Annotated in this window: 19 protein-coding genes; 17 read left to right on the plus strand and 2 right to left on the minus strand. The window is 41.2% G+C overall.

Features of this window, described 5'->3' with window-relative positions; genetic code table 11:
• Positions 1-2: 2 nt before the first annotated feature.
• Positions 3-680 (minus strand): YceI family protein, encoded by a 678-nt coding sequence (locus Q0K96_RS07845; RefSeq protein ID WP_297333453.1) that lies wholly within the window; start codon positions 678-680, stop codon positions 3-5.
• Between the two features lie 118 nt (positions 681-798).
• Between Q0K96_RS07845 and Q0K96_RS07850 the strand changes: the two genes are divergently transcribed.
• The 10 genes from Q0K96_RS07850 to Q0K96_RS07895 all read left to right on the plus strand — a co-directional run bounded on the left by Q0K96_RS07850 (position 799) and on the right by Q0K96_RS07895 (position 9,160).
• Positions 799-1,389, plus strand: a complete 591-nt coding sequence (locus Q0K96_RS07850; RefSeq protein WP_297333454.1) for a nucleotide exchange factor GrpE — start codon at positions 799-801, stop codon at positions 1,387-1,389.
• A gap of 26 nt (positions 1,390-1,415) precedes the next feature.
• Positions 1,416-2,540: a molecular chaperone DnaJ gene (gene dnaJ, locus Q0K96_RS07855; RefSeq protein WP_297333455.1), complete on the plus strand. Its 1,125-nt coding sequence runs from the start codon at positions 1,416-1,418 to the stop codon at positions 2,538-2,540.
• Between the two features lie 127 nt (positions 2,541-2,667).
• On the plus strand, positions 2,668-3,411 hold the full coding sequence (locus tag Q0K96_RS07860) for a DUF3667 domain-containing protein (RefSeq protein ID WP_297333456.1): 744 nt from the start codon (positions 2,668-2,670) through the stop codon (positions 3,409-3,411).
• 57 nt (positions 3,412-3,468) lie between these two features.
• Positions 3,469-4,392 carry an ABC transporter ATP-binding protein gene (locus Q0K96_RS07865; RefSeq protein ID WP_297333457.1) on the plus strand — a complete coding sequence of 308 codons (924 nt, stop codon included), beginning with the start codon at positions 3,469-3,471 and terminating at the stop codon, positions 4,390-4,392.
• Positions 4,392-5,693 (plus strand): ABC transporter permease, encoded by a 1,302-nt coding sequence (locus Q0K96_RS07870; RefSeq protein WP_297333471.1) that lies wholly within the window; start codon positions 4,392-4,394, stop codon positions 5,691-5,693. Before Q0K96_RS07865 ends, Q0K96_RS07870 begins: the two co-directional genes overlap by 1 nt.
• A 110-nt stretch (positions 5,694-5,803) precedes the next feature.
• Positions 5,804-6,967 carry a sigma-54 dependent transcriptional regulator gene (locus tag Q0K96_RS07875; RefSeq protein ID WP_297333458.1) on the plus strand — a complete coding sequence of 388 codons (1,164 nt, stop codon included), beginning with the start codon at positions 5,804-5,806 and terminating at the stop codon, positions 6,965-6,967.
• 8 nt (positions 6,968-6,975) lie between these two features.
• Complete coding sequence (locus Q0K96_RS07880) at positions 6,976-7,737, plus strand: hypothetical protein (RefSeq protein WP_297333459.1); 762 nt, start codon at positions 6,976-6,978, stop codon at positions 7,735-7,737.
• A 16-nt stretch (positions 7,738-7,753) separates the two neighbouring features.
• Entirely contained in the window at positions 7,754-8,392 is a 639-nt protein-coding gene (locus Q0K96_RS07885) for a DEAD/DEAH box helicase (protein ID WP_297333460.1), read from the plus strand.
• Positions 8,393-8,402: 10 nt separating this feature from the next.
• Complete coding sequence (locus Q0K96_RS07890) at positions 8,403-8,603, plus strand: DUF2007 domain-containing protein (RefSeq protein ID WP_297333461.1); 201 nt, start codon at positions 8,403-8,405, stop codon at positions 8,601-8,603.
• 2 nt (positions 8,604-8,605) lie between these two features.
• Positions 8,606-9,160, plus strand: coding sequence for a GNAT family N-acetyltransferase (locus Q0K96_RS07895; protein WP_297333462.1), 555 nt, complete (start codon positions 8,606-8,608; stop codon positions 9,158-9,160).
• Between the two features lies 1 nt (position 9,161).
• Here the strand turns inward: Q0K96_RS07895 and Q0K96_RS07900 are convergent, their stop codons facing one another.
• Entirely contained in the window at positions 9,162-9,362 is a 201-nt protein-coding gene (locus tag Q0K96_RS07900; protein WP_297333463.1) for a hypothetical protein, read from the minus strand.
• 146 nt (positions 9,363-9,508) lie between these two features.
• Between Q0K96_RS07900 and Q0K96_RS07905 the strand changes: the two genes are divergently transcribed.
• From Q0K96_RS07905 to Q0K96_RS07935, 7 genes are all read left to right on the plus strand, one after another.
• Positions 9,509-10,132 (plus strand): hypothetical protein, encoded by a 624-nt coding sequence (locus Q0K96_RS07905; protein WP_297333464.1) that lies wholly within the window; start codon positions 9,509-9,511, stop codon positions 10,130-10,132.
• A gap of 11 nt (positions 10,133-10,143) precedes the next feature.
• Positions 10,144-11,496: a 2TM domain-containing protein gene (locus Q0K96_RS07910; RefSeq protein ID WP_297333465.1), complete on the plus strand. Its 1,353-nt coding sequence runs from the start codon at positions 10,144-10,146 to the stop codon at positions 11,494-11,496.
• Positions 11,487-11,801, plus strand: a complete 315-nt coding sequence (locus tag Q0K96_RS07915; protein WP_297333466.1) for a 2TM domain-containing protein — start codon at positions 11,487-11,489, stop codon at positions 11,799-11,801. Before Q0K96_RS07910 ends, Q0K96_RS07915 begins: the two co-directional genes overlap by 10 nt.
• Before the next feature lies 1 nt (position 11,802).
• Positions 11,803-12,126, plus strand: coding sequence for a 2TM domain-containing protein (locus Q0K96_RS07920; RefSeq protein ID WP_297333467.1), 324 nt, complete (start codon positions 11,803-11,805; stop codon positions 12,124-12,126).
• Positions 12,127-12,171: 45 nt separating this feature from the next.
• Positions 12,172-12,930, plus strand: coding sequence for a LytTR family DNA-binding domain-containing protein (locus Q0K96_RS07925; protein ID WP_297333468.1), 759 nt, complete (start codon positions 12,172-12,174; stop codon positions 12,928-12,930).
• Positions 12,931-13,038: 108 nt separating this feature from the next.
• Positions 13,039-15,438: a glycoside hydrolase family 31 protein gene (locus tag Q0K96_RS07930; RefSeq protein WP_297333469.1), complete on the plus strand. Its 2,400-nt coding sequence runs from the start codon at positions 13,039-13,041 to the stop codon at positions 15,436-15,438.
• A gap of 30 nt (positions 15,439-15,468) precedes the next feature.
• Positions 15,469-16,284 (plus strand): M48 family metallopeptidase, encoded by an 816-nt coding sequence (locus tag Q0K96_RS07935; RefSeq protein ID WP_297333470.1) that lies wholly within the window; start codon positions 15,469-15,471, stop codon positions 16,282-16,284.
• Positions 16,285-16,314 lie beyond the last annotated feature (30 nt).

A 16,314-nucleotide genomic window follows, 5' to 3' on the forward strand; every position in this document is an offset into this window, starting at 1 on the left:
GATTACTTGTTCTTCAACGCTTTTACGTTTACTTTCAGCTTAATATCATCGTTAATATACTTATCGCCAAGGTTTTCAAAAACACTTTTAGACGAATAATTAATATTCCATAAAGTCCTGTTTATTGTAAACTCCTCACTTTCAATTTTTACACTGTCAGGTGTTACAGCCACTTTAGCCGGAAAGGTTATGTTCTTTGTTATGTCTTTCAGGGTAAGGTTGCCCTCAATCATGTTAAGGCTGTCTTTCATTGTTATACCTGTAATCTCAAATTGCCCTGTCGGATATTTTTGTATATTAAAAAAATGATCGGCATTCCCTTCCTTAAGCCCCTTCAGGTGATTTTCAAGGTCAATCCTTTCTTTACCTTCTTTTGGGTCGGTTACAGTAATAGTAGCCATATCAATTATAAAGCTGCCACTCTCCAGCGAATCATTCTTTATAAATATAGTACCCTTGTGCAGGTGTAACGTACCGCTGTGCGTGCCCGTAGGCTTAGAGCCTGTCCATTCTATTACAGATGCAAGCGTATCTACACTATATTTTTTAGAGGCAGGTGGTATCGTTTTTGCCTCTACAGGTTCCGAAATTTCGGCTTCGGGTGCATCAGCCTCTTTCTTGCATGAAATAAGGGTTGCCACAACAATAAAGGGCAGTAAGTAAATTTGCCTCACGGTCATAATTATAAGCTAAAAGGGTTATAGAACCTAAAGTTACAAAATATGGCTGTGACAATTTGACATTTTACTTTTTTTGGCAATACTTTTGCATTCTCGATAGCAGACAATTTTACAGTAAATGTTCAAGAAAATATTTAGAAATATGAGCCAGGAAAATTCTGAAAATAAAGACAAAGATTTAAACAAAGAAAATATACAGCAAGAGCAGGAAGTTATTGAAAATGAAAACGAAGCGGCTATACCTTCGGCAGAGGAACTAAACCCTGAAGAAAAACTGAAAGAAGAGCTTGCTGCTGAGAAAGATAAATTTTTACGCCTGTTTGCAGAATTTGAGAATTATAAGAAAAGGACATCTAAAGAGCGTGTAGAGCTTTTTAAGACTGCCAACCAGGAAGTTTTGCTTGCCCTGCTGCCTGTACTTGATGATTTTGACAGGGCTATGGCACAAATTGCCAAAACAGAGGATGAAGCATTGCTAAAAGGGGTAGAGCTTATACATAATAAATTTAGGGATACCTTAAAATCGAAAGGGTTAGAGCAGGTAGAGCTTAAGGCAGGAGATGATTTTAATGCAGATTATGCAGAGGCAATAACACAAATACCTGCCCCGGCAGACGACCTTAAAGGCAAGATAGTAGATGTGGTAGAGAAAGGATATAAGCTGGGTGATAAAATAATACGTTTCCCTAAAGTTGTTTTAGGCAACTAATAAGGAATACAGAAACTGAAAAAGCGATGAAGAAAGATTATTACGAAATACTGGGCATAGACAAAAGTGCGAGCGCAGAGCAGATAAAAAAGGCATACCGTAAAAAGGCCATAGAGTTTCATCCTGATAAAAATCCGGGTAACAAGGATGCCGAAGAAAATTTTAAGCTTGCTGCAGAAGCCTATGAGGTACTAAGCGACCCTGATAAAAAAGCGCGTTATGACCAGTATGGCCATGCCGCTTTTGAAAATGGTGGCTTTGGCGGTGGTGGCGGCATGAACATGGACGATATATTCAGCCAGTTTGGTGATATATTCGGCAGTGCTTTTGGCGGCGGCTTTGGCGGTTTCGGTGGCTTTGGCGGCGGCGGGGGTCAGCGCCGTGTTAAAGGCAGTAACCTTCGTATTAAAGTGAAGCTCACCCTGGAAGAAGTTGCCAATGGTGTAGAAAAGAAAATAAAAGTAAAGCGTAAGGTGCAGGCGCCGGGCGTTAGTTATAAAACCTGTTCTACCTGTAACGGCAGCGGTCAGGTAATGAAAATTACCAATACTATATTGGGGCGCATGCAAACAGCAAGTACCTGCCATGTGTGCGGGGGCAGTGGCCAGATTATAGAAAGCAAACCACCGCAGGCAGATGCACAGGGTATGGTTATGGCTGATGATGCCGTTTCTATAAAAATACCTGCGGGTGTGGCAGATGGTATGCAATTAAAAGTTTCCGGTAAGGGTAATGATGCCCCTGGCGGAAACAGTATACCGGGCGACCTTATAGTGGTAATAGAAGAAGTTGAGCACGAAACACTTAAGCGTGAAGGCGAAAACCTTCACCTTGATTTGTATATAAGCTTTGCCGAGGCTGCACTTGGCACCAGTAAAGATATAGAAACCGTTAACGGTAAAGTACGCATAAAGCTGGAAGAAGGCATACAATCGGGTAAAATTTTAAGGCTTAAGGGCAAGGGGGTACCAAGCATAAACAGCTACGGCAGCGGCGACCTTTTGGTGCATGTTAACGTGTGGACACCCAAAACTTTATCGCGTGAACAACGTCAGTTTTTTGAGAAATCACTTACAGATGAAAACTTTATTCCGCACCCGGAAAAATCAGATAAATCTTTTTTTGAAAAAGTTAAAGATATGTTTTCATAATTTAAGATAATTTTATAAATTTGAATTCACTAGTTAACTAGTGGATTTTTCTTTTTCATAGCAATTTTTCCCATCCTTGTGCAAATAAGGGTGGGTTTTTTTATATTTGGAAAAACTGTAATCAGCCATGCAACATAATAACTGCCTTAATTGCGACACCCAACTTTCCGGCAGGTTTTGCTCAGGGTGCGGGCAAAAAGCCGATACCCACAGGATAACTGTAAGGCATTTTTTATTGCACGACCTTGCACATGGGGTGTGGCATCTTGATAAGGGGATACCCTACACTCTTAAGCAGGTTTTTACACGGCCAGGTAATGCCGCACGCGATTATATATATGGTAAAAGGGTGCGGTTCTACAACATATTTTATTTGTTGCTCATAATCCTGGGGTTTGCACTCTTGGCGGGGAATGACATTGAAGGCGGTATTCTAGGCGGTGAGGATAAAACTTTAGGTACTGATACTAATGGCAATTTTTTGCGCCTTATAGGGAAGTACCCCAAGGTTCTATTTCTTGTTATGCTTCCTCTTTTCGCCCTTAGCAGCTATACTATATTTAGAAGGCGCCGATATAATTACCCTGAACATCTTATTATTGCGGGTTTTTTATTTGTAGCAATATTCTGTTTTCTGCTTCTTGCCGTTCTGCTGGATCTTAGTACTATACCTGAATTTATTTTCATTAGTGAGTTAATTGCATACGTTTGCCTTTTATACCCTGTACTCGTATATGGACAGGTGTTTTATAAGGAATATACCCCTGCAGGTTTTATATGGCGCATGGTAATGGTATATTTACTTTTGGTATTTTTATTTACCACATTTATGGTAATTGTGTACCTTGCGGTAATGTATGGGTTACTATAGTAACATCGTTTACTTTTCTGATAAATAGTCAATAATACACCGAATCAAACCATAGTAATGGAACCAATATTACAAGTTAATAATGTTGTTAAGCAATATGGCAATTATACTGCGCTTAACAATGTTTCTTTACAAGTGCCTAAAGGCAGCATTTACGGGCTTCTTGGCCCTAACGGTGCAGGCAAGACATCACTGATACGCATAATTAACCAGATAACAATGCCAGATAGTGGCGAGGTTTTGCTTGATGGCGAGCCGCTAAACCCTTCGCACATTAGCCATATTGGCTATATGCCCGAAGAGCGCGGGCTATATAAATCGATGAAAGTTGGCGAGCAGGCATTATATCTTGCACAGCTTAAAGGGCTTAGCAAGGCAGAGGCGAAAGCGCAACTGGAATACTGGTTTAAAAAGCTGGAAATAGAAGGCTGGTGGAACAAAAAAATACAGGAGCTTAGTAAGGGTATGGCCCAAAAGATACAGTTTGTGGTTACGGTGTTGCATCGCCCAAAGCTGCTGATACTGGATGAGCCATTTAGTGGATTTGACCCTGTAAATGCCAATATTATAAAAGACGAAATACTGGAGCTGCGCGATAAAGGCACAACGGTAATTTTCTCTACACACCGGATGGAGAGTGTAGAGGATATGTGCGACCATATTGCGCTTATCCATAAATCGAATAAGCTGATAGAAGGCAGGCTGCACGATGTAAAACGCGAGTACCGCAGCAATACTTTTGAAGTGGGAATAATACCGTATAACCTACAGGCGCTGCTTGCAGATATTAACCTTAAGTATGAAACCCGCCAGGCAAACTTTAAAACCCTTGACGACGAATTGAAACTGGAGGTTAAACTGCCGGATGGCGGCAACTCGCGCGATTTGCTGCAATACCTGTTGCAGCACGGTAATGTAACCTATTTTGTAGAGAAGATACCAAGTGTAAACGATATATTCATTAAAACCGTAAGCCAGTAATTATGAGCCTTTCCCTTATTATTAAAAGAGAGTTTAACGCAAAGGTGCGTAATAAGTCGTTTATAGTAATGACGTTTCTCAGCCCACTGCTGCTAGTGGCTATGGGTGCATTGGTAGGCTATCTGGCTACGCTTAACAGCGACCAGGTAAACCAGGTAGCCATACATGATTCGGCAGGTTTGCTTAAATCAGATTTTAAAGACGGCAAGAATGTAAAATATACAGATCTCTCGGCTATGCCTTTGGATGCGGCTAAGAAAGAAGTATCTGAAAGCGAATCATATGAAGGGCTTATCTACGTGCCTGTAATAGACAGCCTGGCACAGCTTGCTTCTTCAGTTGAATATATTTCTAATGATTCGCCTAACCTTGAGTTTGTGTCTACTATAGAAGATGTGGTAGATAACAAACTTACGCGCCATAACCTTAAAGAACTGGGGTTTGATTATGATAAGATAGAACAGGCAAAGTCCAGTTCTAAAATACACCTGAGCAAATTTTCGGGAGAGGAAACGTTTAAAGAAGCCAGTATCATAAAAATAATTATTGGCGGTATATCCGGTTACCTTATCATGATGTTCGTAATCATATACGGCAATATGGTAATGCGCAGTGTTATAGAAGAAAAAACCAACCGTATTATCGAAATTATAATCTCTTCTGTAAAGCCATTTAAGCTGATGATGGGTAAAATAATAGGCACATCGTTAGCCGGTATATTACAGTTCATTATATGGGTAATACTGGGGCTTGGGCTTATATTTGTGCTAAGTTCTTTATTTGGCGTTCAGGTGGGTGCTGCAGCACAGCCACAGGCCGCCGAAGCCTCTAAAGAAGCAATGGAGGGCATACAGCTTTACCTTAGCGAAATATGGAAACTACCATTGCTAACCATATTTTTCTCATTCATTATTTATTTTATAGGTGGGTATTTCCTTTACAGCTCTTTATATGCTGCCATAGGCGCGGCGGTAGATAGTGAGACCGATTCGCAGCAGTTCCTGCTGCCTATTATTATGCCGCTTATGCTTGGGGTATATGTAGGTTTCTTTACAGTAATAAGCGACCCTCACGGCACTGTTGCCACTGTTTTCAGTATGATACCGCTTACCTCGCCAATAGTAATGCTGATGCGCATACCGTTTGGTGTACCGCTTTGGGAATTGTTGGTTTCGGTAGCCATATTGTTCATTACATTCTTTGCAGTAGTTTGGTTTGCTGCCAAAATATACCGAATAGGAATACTGATGTATGGCAAAAAGCCTACGTATAAAGAAATGTTTAAGTGGCTTAAGTACTAAACAGGTTCTAAAATAAGTTAAAAAATAAATAGAAAGTTGTCGGCATTTATTTTAAGCCATAACTTAGAAGTCAGCAATAAATCTGAATACAAAATAAAATCAGTACCTAAATGCCTAAGATACTAATTATAGAAGACGAAGCCGCCATACGCCGTGTGTTGGGCAAGATTTTGACGGAGGAAAGCAATACTTATACTGTTGAAGAAGCCGAAGACGGACTGGCAGGCCTTGAGAAGATAAAGAATGAAGATTATGACCTTGTGCTTTGCGATATAAAAATGCCGAAGATGGACGGCGTTGAAGTGCTTGAGGCTGTAAAAAAAATAAAGCCGGAAACACCGATGGTAATGATTTCGGGGCACGGCGACTTAGAGACTGCTATACAAACCATGCGTTTGGGTGCGTATGATTATATATCGAAACCACCCGACCTTAACCGTTTGCTAAACACGGTAAGGAATGCACTTGACCGCAAAACGCTGGTTACCGAAAACAAAATGCTGAAAAAGAAAGTAAGCAAGAATTATGAAATGGTAGGTAACAGCAGCGCTATAGGCCATATAAAAGATATTATAGAAAAAGTAGCTCCTACTGATGCCCGCGTTTTGATTACAGGGCCAAATGGTACCGGTAAAGAGCTTGTGGCACACTGGCTGCACGAAAAGAGCGAGCGTGCCACTGCACCTTTTATAGAGGTTAACTGTGCTGCCATACCCAGCGAGCTGATAGAAAGTGAGCTTTTCGGGCATGTTAAGGGTGCTTTTACAAGCGCCGTAAAAGACAGGGCAGGTAAATTTGAGGCAGCAGATAAAGGTACTATTTTCCTGGATGAGATAGGCGATATGAGCCTTCCGGCACAGGCAAAAGTACTGCGCGCACTCCAGGAAAGCATGATACAGCGTGTGGGTGCCGAAAAGGATATTAAGGTAGATGTGCGTGTAGTAGCCGCAACCAATAAAGACCTTAAAAAGGAAATTGAGGAAGGCCGCTTTAGGGAAGACCTTTACCACCGCCTGGCGGTAATACTTATAAAAGTGCCCGCGCTTAATGACAGGCGCGATGATATACCCTTGCTGGTAAACCACTTTGCAGAGAAAATTTCTGCCGAGCAGGGCACTGCCCAAAAAACGTTTACTGATGATGCCATTAAGCTGCTACAGGAATATGACTGGACAGGTAACATAAGAGAACTTCGCAACGTGGTAGAACGCCTTATTATATTAGGCGGCGCAGAAATATCTGAAACAGATGTAAAACTTTTTGCAAGTAAGTAATTACGCAAATGAACAGGATAAAATTATTTATACTACTATTTGTAGGTTACCTTTCAGTAATGCAAGTCTGTGCACAGCAAAGTCTTTTAGAAGAACTTCAGTCGCAAGATCTCTCACTGGTTTTTAATGCGGAAAAGATAAAAGATGATTCGTCAAGAGAAATTGTCCGCCCGGAAATACTTGGATTTATAGGAGACAACTATCAAAGGCTACAGATACACCTTACTAAATTTACAAAAAACAAAACGAACCCGTTGCAATATGATGTTGAGGGTAATACCAAGGTGAAAAATTTCATTTGTAATTTTAGAGGGACTGTTACTGTTATAAAGGCGGTTTATTCTGATCCTGCTATACCCACATTAGAAAAATACACAACAGGCACAATTACAAGTAAAGTTGAAATTTTTGAAGACCGGACTCAGAAAGGAAGTGGTTTTATAAGTGGTGAACTGATTACATATATTGTATTTAGCGAAGATGGAAAAGCAGGATATGACGCATTGATGTTAGTATCGGATGGTTTTGCAAATAATCAGTTTAAAGGTATTTGGACAAGTTACAAAACAGGTAAGTCGAAGCAATGCAACTGGGGCGATTTCCGCATACCCGATAGCGGGTCTTTAGATGTAGGTGCAGGAGAGTTTAGTATTGATTCTGCTTATCGGGAAAATGGTTGGCAAAGCTATTATGATTCATATTGCTGTGATCCTGATATACCCAAAACTAAAGCAGCACGAAAAAAAGAATTTGAAAAATGGTGGCTGTAATTCAGCCGTATAAAGAATGAAGTTAAAAAAAATAAATCCCGGCCTGCAAAAGGCTCTTGAAGAAGCAGGGCTTACAGAGCCTACAGAAGTCCAGATAGAAACTTTTGGTACAATAAAGAGTGGTGCCGACTGTGTTGTGGCTGCACCCGATGGCGAGGGCAAGACCACTGCAATAGTTATTAATGTTATACAAAAGCTGGAAAAAGCTTTTGAGCAGTCGCCGCGTGCGCTTATAGTAGTGCAGGATAAAGCCCGCGTGCAGGAAATGCAGGAAATGTTCAGGCAATACGGCAGCTATACCAATTTGCGTGTATATGGCGTGTATGAGCAGGGCGATATTGATTATGATAAGAACCAGATTTCTGTAGGTATAGATGTGCTTATTGGTACCCCAAACAGGCTTAATGAAATGTTTAGCTCTGCAGGTTATGATGTTAACCGCCTAAAGATGTTTGTTGTTGACGACACTGAAGCCATGCTGAAAATCAGGCTTGAGACTAAGCTGGGAAGGATAAGCAACAGTATATCTAAAACTCAACGGATATTTTTTACAGATGTTATTACCGAAAGGGTGGAGTTTTTTGCTGACAGGATAATGACAGAACCTGTTTTTTTTGAAATGGATGATGAAGAATTTGACGAAGAAACCGACTAAAACAATAATTATGGAAAAAGTATTCTCAGGTAGCGAGGTAATGGCGCTTTCAGCTAAGAATAAGCTGGAAGAGGCAGGTATTACAGTAATGACCAAAAACAATATTCAGTCCGGCACACTTGTTGGGCTAAGCCCCATAGGCCAGGCTGTTGAACTGTATGTAAATGACAATGACGCCCAACGGGCAAAAGATATTCTTGCTGAAATATAATAATGATGCTTATAGCACCTTTTGAATCGGAACGCCTGTATTACCGCGAGCTTCTGCCTGAAGATGCCGAAGCTATGTTTGCTATGGATAACAATCCTCAAGTACATCGTTACCTCGGTAAAAATCCCACAAAGTCTATAGAGGAAACCCGTAAGGTTATAGCTTATGTAAGGCAACAGTATATAGATAACGGAGTGGGGCGCATGGCTGCCATACTTAAAGAGACCGGCGAATTTATAGGCTGGGTCGGTCTAAAGCTGGAGCGCAATGTTAACGGGCATTATACCTTTTATGATATTGGCTACAGGCTGTTACCCCAATTTTGGGGCAAGGGTTATGCTACAGAATCGGCAATAGCGTTTGTAGATTACGGTTTTAATGTATTAAAAGCGGAAAAGATATGTGCTTATGCCGATGCTGATAATAAAGCATCGCGCAGGGCTTTGGAAAAAGCAGGGCTGCGCTATATTTCTACCTTCGAATCTGATTATCTTAAAAGCAGTAACGGCAGTGAAATGGCTGTCTGGTACGAAATAGAAAATCCTTCTTTTAAATAAGTTACCTTCTGCTTTTCTTCCTGGCAGTACCTTTCTTGTCAAATAAATACCCCATTGCCAATCCTGTGGCTATCCATAACGGGACACCCATCATAATCTTATAGTAGCTAAGCTTTTCGCCCTCCAGCATTGGTAGTGCAATTATGGTTAAAATATAAAGTGCTACTCCCCATAAAAGCCCGTTGCGCACCCATTTTTTCATGACTATTGGTTTAGAGCGCCAAAGTTACTTAAATAACTTACAATTCATCCGCTAAATTCTACAGTTGGGTAATATACATTTTCACAGCGGTAGCTTATGCCGCAACTTTGTAATGTAAATAATCAACAACCTCTAAATCATAAATCATGAAAAAATTTGTCAACTTTCTATTAGTACTTGCCTGCGGCACTGCTATGGCACAATCTCCGTTTGAAACAGGAATGCAAAAAGCATTTGCATTATGGAGCGAAGACAAGCCTGCTGAGGCTTCGGCGATGTTTGAGCGTATTGCTGCTGCAGAACAGCAAAACTGGCTGCCATCTTATTATATAGCACTTGTTAATACTACAGAGGCTTTCCGTACCAAAGACAAGCAAAAAGTACAGGCCCTGCTTGCTAAAGCACAGGAGGCACAGGACATGGCCATGATGATTATGCCCGACAACGCAGAACTGCTGGTTATGCAGGCTATGATACACACTGCATGGATAGCCTATGACCCAATGACTAATGGCATGAAGCTCTCAGGAAAGGTAAATGAGTTGTATGCAAAAGCCATGAAATTAGCGCCGGATAATCCGCGGGTAGTATTCTGCAAAGCAGAATTTGATATGGGTGCGGCAGCTTATTTTGGTAATGACACTGCGCCAATGTGTGCCGAAATTGCCCGCGCCGCAGAACTTTTTGCTAACTTTAAGCCGCAAACACCTTTCCATCCTAACTGGGGGCAGGACAGGGCGCAGCAAAAACTGGAAGAGTGTAAAAAATAAATCAGGAAGCAATGGTTAACGCAACAGTAAAGCAGGTTTTAAGAGCATTTGGGCTTGGGGTTATCATTTTTCTGGTACTGGCAATAATTGCTGTTGCATCGGGGCAGGAGCTTGCATGGGATTTTATCCTGTTTACAAGATTTTTATACACCATGCTCTATACCCTGTCGCTCTATGCTGCAAACAGTTTTGTTTTTAGTGTAATGGCAAAGCTGTTTCCGCCCGGTAAAATGCCCGCAAAGCGTATTGTAACAGGTTTTATCTGCTCTTTTGCAGTGTCTATTGCAATAATATTCCTGCTGCGCATTTTTGAAGATGTATTAATGGAAGGTGAAACCTGGCAACAGTTTTTTAGCGAAGAAAAACTTTCCAATTATTATGTTGCCATTATCATTACATTGATTATCAGTATAGCTGTACATGCATTTCATTTTTACAAAAAATACCAGGAAAACAGGGTTAAGCAGGAAAAAATTATAGCCGGTACAGCTTCTGCAAAGTTCGAAACATTAAAGAACCAGATAGACCCGCACTTCCTCTTTAACAGCCTTAATGTGCTAAGCTCACTTATAGAGGAAGACCCTGAAAGTGCACAGCGGTTTACAACTTCACTATCTAAAGTGTACCGCTATGTACTTGAGCAGCGCGATAAAGAACTGGTTAGTGTGCAGGAAGAGCTTGCCTTTGCCAAAACCTACATGAACCTGCTGAAAATGAGGTTCGAGAACAGTATTTATTTTGAACTGCCTGATGATGTTCCTGATAACAGCGCCTGGGTAGTGCCGCTATCGCTGCAACTGCTTTTAGAAAATACTATAAAGCACAATATAGTAAGCCAGCAAAAGCCGCTTTATATAAAGATTTTTATAGAGAAAGGCTATCTGGTTGTACAGAACGATTTCAGGAAGAAGGAAGTATTGCAGGACAGGCGCGGCGTGGGCCTTCAAAACATTATAAGCCGCTATGCCATAATCACCAAAAGGCAGGTGGTAATAGAACAGACAGAAAAATATTTTACGGTAAAACTACCAATATTAACAGAACAAGTAGCCATTATGGAAACACCACAATTTGAAGAAACAGAAAGCAGCTATTTTAAAGCGCAGAAAAAAGTAGAAGAAATTAAGGGCTTTTACGGGCATCTCAGCTCCTTTATTGTAGTAAATATAGGCCTTACAATTATTAATCTTATAACATCGCCGGGCAGTTTGTGGTTTATATACCCTGCACTGGGCTGGGGGGTGGGGCTTGCAGTGCATGGCATGAGCGTGTTTAACTTCCTTCCTTTTTTAGGTAAAGACTGGGAAGAGCGCAATATTAGAAAGTATATGGAGCAGGAACAGGATCAAAATAAATGGAAATAAGCATGGAAGGTAATTATAACAAGCTCACTTATGAGCGTGCCCGCAAAAAAGTGAAAGATATCAAAGGCTTTTACATCAACCTGATGTGTTACTGCATTGTTATACCCATACTGGTATTTCTAAACCTGTACTACACCCCGCAATACTACTGGTTCCTGTTTTCTATGATAGGGTGGGGCAGCGGCCTACTGATACACGGCCTTGCAGCATTTGGCTACCTGCCTTTTATGAGCAGGGAATGGGAAGAAAAGAAACTGAAGAAGTTTTTGGAAGAAGAAAAGCAACAACGTTCAAAATTCAGGTAAGATGGAAAATAATTTAGATGAACAGATTAGATATGACCGCGCCAGGAAAAAGGTGCGCAACATCAAAGGATTTTATATGCACCTGATGGCTTACATACTTGTAAACAGTTTTTTACTGTTGCTGCATTATGCTAACCTTGCTGAAGGAGAGAGCTTCTTTACCTTCGGGGCCTTCAGTACGGCTTTCTTTTGGGGCTTTGGCCTTTTGTTTCATGCTATAGGCACATTTGGCCCCAGCCTCTTTCTGGGGAATAATTGGGAAGAGCGCAAAATACGTAAACTGATGCAGCAGGAAGAAGAGCGCAAAGCCCGGCACAATATGTAGCAAATGCTGTTTTAACTACACATAAAAACCACCAATTATAAAACTATGAATGTTATTATCATTGAAGATGAAAAACCCGCCGCAAGGCTGTTGCAACGCAAGTTACAGAAACTGGATATTCAGGCACAGGTAATGCTGCACTCTGTAGAGGAGGCTATAGAATGGTTTAATAATAACACACACACCGACCTTATTTTCCTCGATATACAGCTTTCAGATGGTTTGTCTTTTGAAATATTTGACAACATAACCATTAACAGTGCAGTTATATTTACCACAGCTTATGATGAATATGCTTTACGAGCATTTAAGCTTAACAGCATAGATTACCTGTTAAAACCAATTGATGAAGAAGAGCTTGCCTTGGCTATTGATAAATACAGGCAGCACCGCCCGCAGCAGCAAAACCTTTCGCTTGATTTTGAGGAAATAAAGAAAATGCTGGTAAACCCGATTGAGAAGAGCTATAAAAAGCGCTTTGCCATAAAAATGGGGCAGCACCTTAAAATGATAAATACTGATGATGCCGAGTGCTTTTTCAGCGAAAACAAAGGCACATACATCCATACAACCGATAACAGGGATTACCTGCTTGAAACCACCCTTGAGCAACTGGAAGCCGAGCTTGACCCGGCGCGGTTTTACAGGGTAAGCCGCAAACATATTATAAATGTAGATGCGGTGAAAGATATTGTAGTTTACACCAATTCGCGCTTAAAGGTTGTACTGCCAACTTATACCGAAGATGAGGTTATAGTAAGCCGCGAACGTGTTAATGCCTTCAGGGAGTGGCTGGGCAATTAAAGTTATTTTTATTAACACGCTAACGTTTGCGTTAAAAATATGTACATATAATAGATGTAAGATGGGTGTAACTTCATACATTTGAAATTTTGTATATAGTTTTAATCCATGATTACAAATACCGAACTTGAAGTTAAAGGCGACCAGTATCCGTTACAGGTAACCGGTTTTAAAAAAGAAGTTGACAGTGTATGTTTTTATACTACCAACGATGTTATTTTAAAACTTACTGTTTTCCGCGATAGCCTTATCCGTTTCCGTTTTACAGCCAAAGGCTATTTTAGTGACGATTTTTCTTATGCTATTGATGAAAACCATTCCAGGGGGTTTAATCATTTCGAACTGACAGAAGAAGAAGATTCTTATAAAGTTATAACCAGCAAGCTGGTTGTTTATATAAGCCGTAAAGACCTTCGTTCTAAAATAACCGACCTTGAAGGTAATGTGCTGCTTGAAGATGAGCAAGGCTTTCATTGGGAAGAAACCTATGAATACGGAGGTAATATTGTAAAAATGAGTAAGCTGTCTCCTGATGGCGAAAATTTTTATGGTATGGGCGATAAAGCCACCCACCTTAACCTGAAAGGCAAGAGGCTTGAGAACTGGGCTACCGACCAGTATGCTTTTCAGAAAGACCAGGAACCGCTTTACAAATCGGTGCCGTTTTATATAGGGCTAAGAGGCAAAATTGCCTATGGTGTTTTCTTTGATAATACCTTCCGCAGCTTTTTTGATTTTTGCCAGGAGCGCCGAAATGTTGCCAGCTTTTGGGCAGATGGCGGCGAAATGAATTATTATTTCTTCTACGGCCCTCAAATGCAGGATGTGGTAACATCTTATACCGACCTTACCGGCAAGCCGGAACTTCCGCCGATGTGGGCATTAGGTTATCATCAATGTAAGTGGAGTTATTATCCGGAAAGTAAGGTAAAAGAAATAACTTCAAAATTCAGGGAGCTTAAAATACCATGTGACGCTATTTATCTTGATATAGATTATATGGAAGGTTTCCGTTGCTTTACATGGAATAAAGATTATTTCCCCGAACCGAAACGAATGGTTGATGAGCTGGCGCAGGATGGCTTTAAAACTATTGTTATTATAGATCCGGGCATAAAAATAGATAAAGATTACTGGGTATATAATGAGGCTATAGCTAACGATTACTTTTGTAAACGCGCCGATGGCCCTTACATGAAAGGTAAAGTATGGCCGGGCGAATGTAACTTCCCCGATTATACCAACCCCGCAGTGCGCGAGTGGTGGGCAGGCCTGTTTAAGGAACTGATATCTGAAATTGGCGTTAAGGGCGTATGGAATGATATGAATGAGCCTGCTGTTATGGAAGTACCCACCAAAACATTCCCGCTGGATGTAAGGCATGATTATGACGGGCACCCGTGCAGCCACCGCAAAGCCCATAACATATATGGTACCCAAATGGCGCGCGCAACCTACGAAGGTGTTAAGCGTTTTTCTTATCCTAAGAGGCCTTTTATCATAACACGTTCTGCCTATTCGGGCGCACAGCGATATACATCATCATGGACAGGTGACAACATTGCAACGTGGGAGCACCTTTGGGTGGCTAACGTTCAGGTGCAGCGCATGAGCCTTAGCGGTATGGGCTTTACCGGTAGTGATATTGGCGGTTTTGCCGAGCAGCCTACAGGAGAGCTATATGCACGCTGGATTCAGCTTGGCGTGTTTCACCCGTTTTGCCGAACGCACTCATCGGGCCATCATGGCGACCAGGAACCATGGGCGTTTGATGAAGAAGTTATAAATGTAACCCGCAAGTTTATAGAACTGCGCTACCAGTTGCTGCCTTACCTGTACACTATGTTCTGGCAGTATATTGATGAGGGTATACCAATGCTTAAGCCTTTGGTATATTTTGACCAGGAAGATGCGCAAACACATTACCGTACAGACGAATTTATTTTTGGTAACCAGATACTGGTTTGCCCTATATTAGAGCCGAACGCCGTAGGGCGCAGGATGTATGTGCCACGCGGTAGCTGGTATAACTACTGGAACAATGAAATTGTTTCAGGCGGAAAAGAAATGTGGGTAGATGTCAGCTTTGAGCAGATTCCGATTTTTGTAAAAGCCGGTGCGGTAATACCAAAATATCCGGTACAGCAATATGTAGGCGAGCTACAGTTTGATGAGCTTACGCTTGACGCCTATTACAAAGACGGTAAAGAAGTATCTAAAGTGTTTGAAGACGCCCAGGATGGATATGATTATACAAAAGGACGATACAGCCTCCGCACGTTTACCTTTACAGGAAAAGAAAAGGAAATTGTAATACGCCAGCATAAAGAGGGTAAGTATATTACACCTTACAGCCGCTTTAAGATTAATCTTATAGGGCTGCCTTTTGAAATTAAATTGGTAGAGGTTGATAACGAGGTGGTTTCGCTTGAAGACTTACAATTAAATATTCACAATAGTTTAACGGTTATTAAGGATTTTTCTGAATTACATATTAAAGGTATTTAGTAAATTTGAATGTAATTTAATAAATAACCTATGAGAAAAAGTGTGCTAATACTTACAGGGATATTGTTTGTACTGGTAAGTGCCTGTTCAACAAACCCTTTTACCGGTGAGAAAAATCTTAATTTTGTGTCTAATGCCGAATTGTTTCCTGTTGCTTTTCAGCAGTATGATCAGTTCCTGCAGGAAAATAAAGTAGTAACAGGCACCCAACAATCTGCTATGGTAACTAAGGTTGGGCAAAAAATAAAGAATGCTGCCGAAACCTATTTTAAAGCACAGGGGCTATCGCAATCGCTGGAGGGTTACCAGTGGGAGTATAAGCTTGTACAGGACCCTGCAGTAAATGCATGGTGCATGCCCGGAGGCAAAATAGTAGTTTATACCGGTATAATGCCTATAGCACAGGATGAAGCAGGGCTTGCAACAGTAATGGGCCACGAAGTGGCACATGCACTTTTAAACCACGGCGGGCAGCGTATGAGTGCAGGCACAATACAAGAGCTTGGTGCCGTAGGTGTGGCAGCAGCTACATCGGGTAAAAGCGAAACAGCACAACAGCTGTACCAGCAGGCATATGGTATTACAACACAGTTTGGTGCAATGCTTCCCTTTAGCAGGAAGCACGAAAACGAAGCTGATGAGGCCGGGCTTATACTAATGGCTATTGCAGGCTACAACCCTGAAAATGCTATAGCTTTCTGGCAGCGTATGGAGGCTAACTCAGGAGGGGGCGCCCCACCTGAATTTTTAAGCACACACCCATCAAGCAGCACAAGGATACGCAATATTAAAGGCCAGATTCCGGATGCTAAAGCAGCTGCAGCCAAGTTTGGTGTTAAGTTTTAAATTTATGTAACCAAAACCTGCATATAATAT

It is taken from the genome of Flavobacterium sp. (assembly GCF_024305175.1).
GTDB lineage: Bacteria > Bacteroidota > Bacteroidia > Flavobacteriales > Flavobacteriaceae > Flavobacterium.

Bases quoted from the DNA above. Each gene is read 5' to 3' on its own strand.
- Q0K96_RS07860 (WP_297333456.1), top strand. From the start codon at position 2,668: ATGCAACATAATAACTGCCTTAATTGCGACACCCAACTTTCCGGCAGG.
- Q0K96_RS07915 (WP_297333466.1), top strand. From the start codon at position 11,487: ATGGAAATAAGCATGGAAGGTAATTATAACAAGCTCACTTATGAGCGT.
- Q0K96_RS07895 (WP_297333462.1), top strand. From the start codon at position 8,606: ATGATGCTTATAGCACCTTTTGAATCGGAACGCCTGTATTACCGCGAG.
- Q0K96_RS07875 (WP_297333458.1), top strand. From the start codon at position 5,804: ATGCCTAAGATACTAATTATAGAAGACGAAGCCGCCATACGCCGTGTG.
- Q0K96_RS07920 (WP_297333467.1), top strand. From the start codon at position 11,803: ATGGAAAATAATTTAGATGAACAGATTAGATATGACCGCGCCAGGAAA.
- Q0K96_RS07935 (WP_297333470.1), top strand. From the start codon at position 15,469: ATGAGAAAAAGTGTGCTAATACTTACAGGGATATTGTTTGTACTGGTA.
- Q0K96_RS07865 (WP_297333457.1), top strand. From the start codon at position 3,469: ATGGAACCAATATTACAAGTTAATAATGTTGTTAAGCAATATGGCAAT.
- Q0K96_RS07880 (WP_297333459.1), top strand. From the start codon at position 6,976: ATGAACAGGATAAAATTATTTATACTACTATTTGTAGGTTACCTTTCA.
- Q0K96_RS07925 (WP_297333468.1), top strand. From the start codon at position 12,172: ATGAATGTTATTATCATTGAAGATGAAAAACCCGCCGCAAGGCTGTTG.
- Q0K96_RS07930 (WP_297333469.1), top strand. From the start codon at position 13,039: ATGATTACAAATACCGAACTTGAAGTTAAAGGCGACCAGTATCCGTTA.
- Q0K96_RS07890 (WP_297333461.1), top strand. From the start codon at position 8,403: ATGGAAAAAGTATTCTCAGGTAGCGAGGTAATGGCGCTTTCAGCTAAG.
- Q0K96_RS07910 (WP_297333465.1), top strand. From the start codon at position 10,144: ATGGTTAACGCAACAGTAAAGCAGGTTTTAAGAGCATTTGGGCTTGGG.
- Q0K96_RS07900 (WP_297333463.1), bottom strand. From the start codon at position 9,362: ATGAAAAAATGGGTGCGCAACGGGCTTTTATGGGGAGTAGCACTTTAT.
- dnaJ (WP_297333455.1), top strand. From the start codon at position 1,416: ATGAAGAAAGATTATTACGAAATACTGGGCATAGACAAAAGTGCGAGC.
- Q0K96_RS07845 (WP_297333453.1), bottom strand. From the start codon at position 680: ATGACCGTGAGGCAAATTTACTTACTGCCCTTTATTGTTGTGGCAACC.
- Q0K96_RS07850 (WP_297333454.1), top strand. From the start codon at position 799: ATGTTCAAGAAAATATTTAGAAATATGAGCCAGGAAAATTCTGAAAAT.
- Q0K96_RS07905 (WP_297333464.1), top strand. From the start codon at position 9,509: ATGAAAAAATTTGTCAACTTTCTATTAGTACTTGCCTGCGGCACTGCT.
- Q0K96_RS07885 (WP_297333460.1), top strand. From the start codon at position 7,754: ATGAAGTTAAAAAAAATAAATCCCGGCCTGCAAAAGGCTCTTGAAGAA.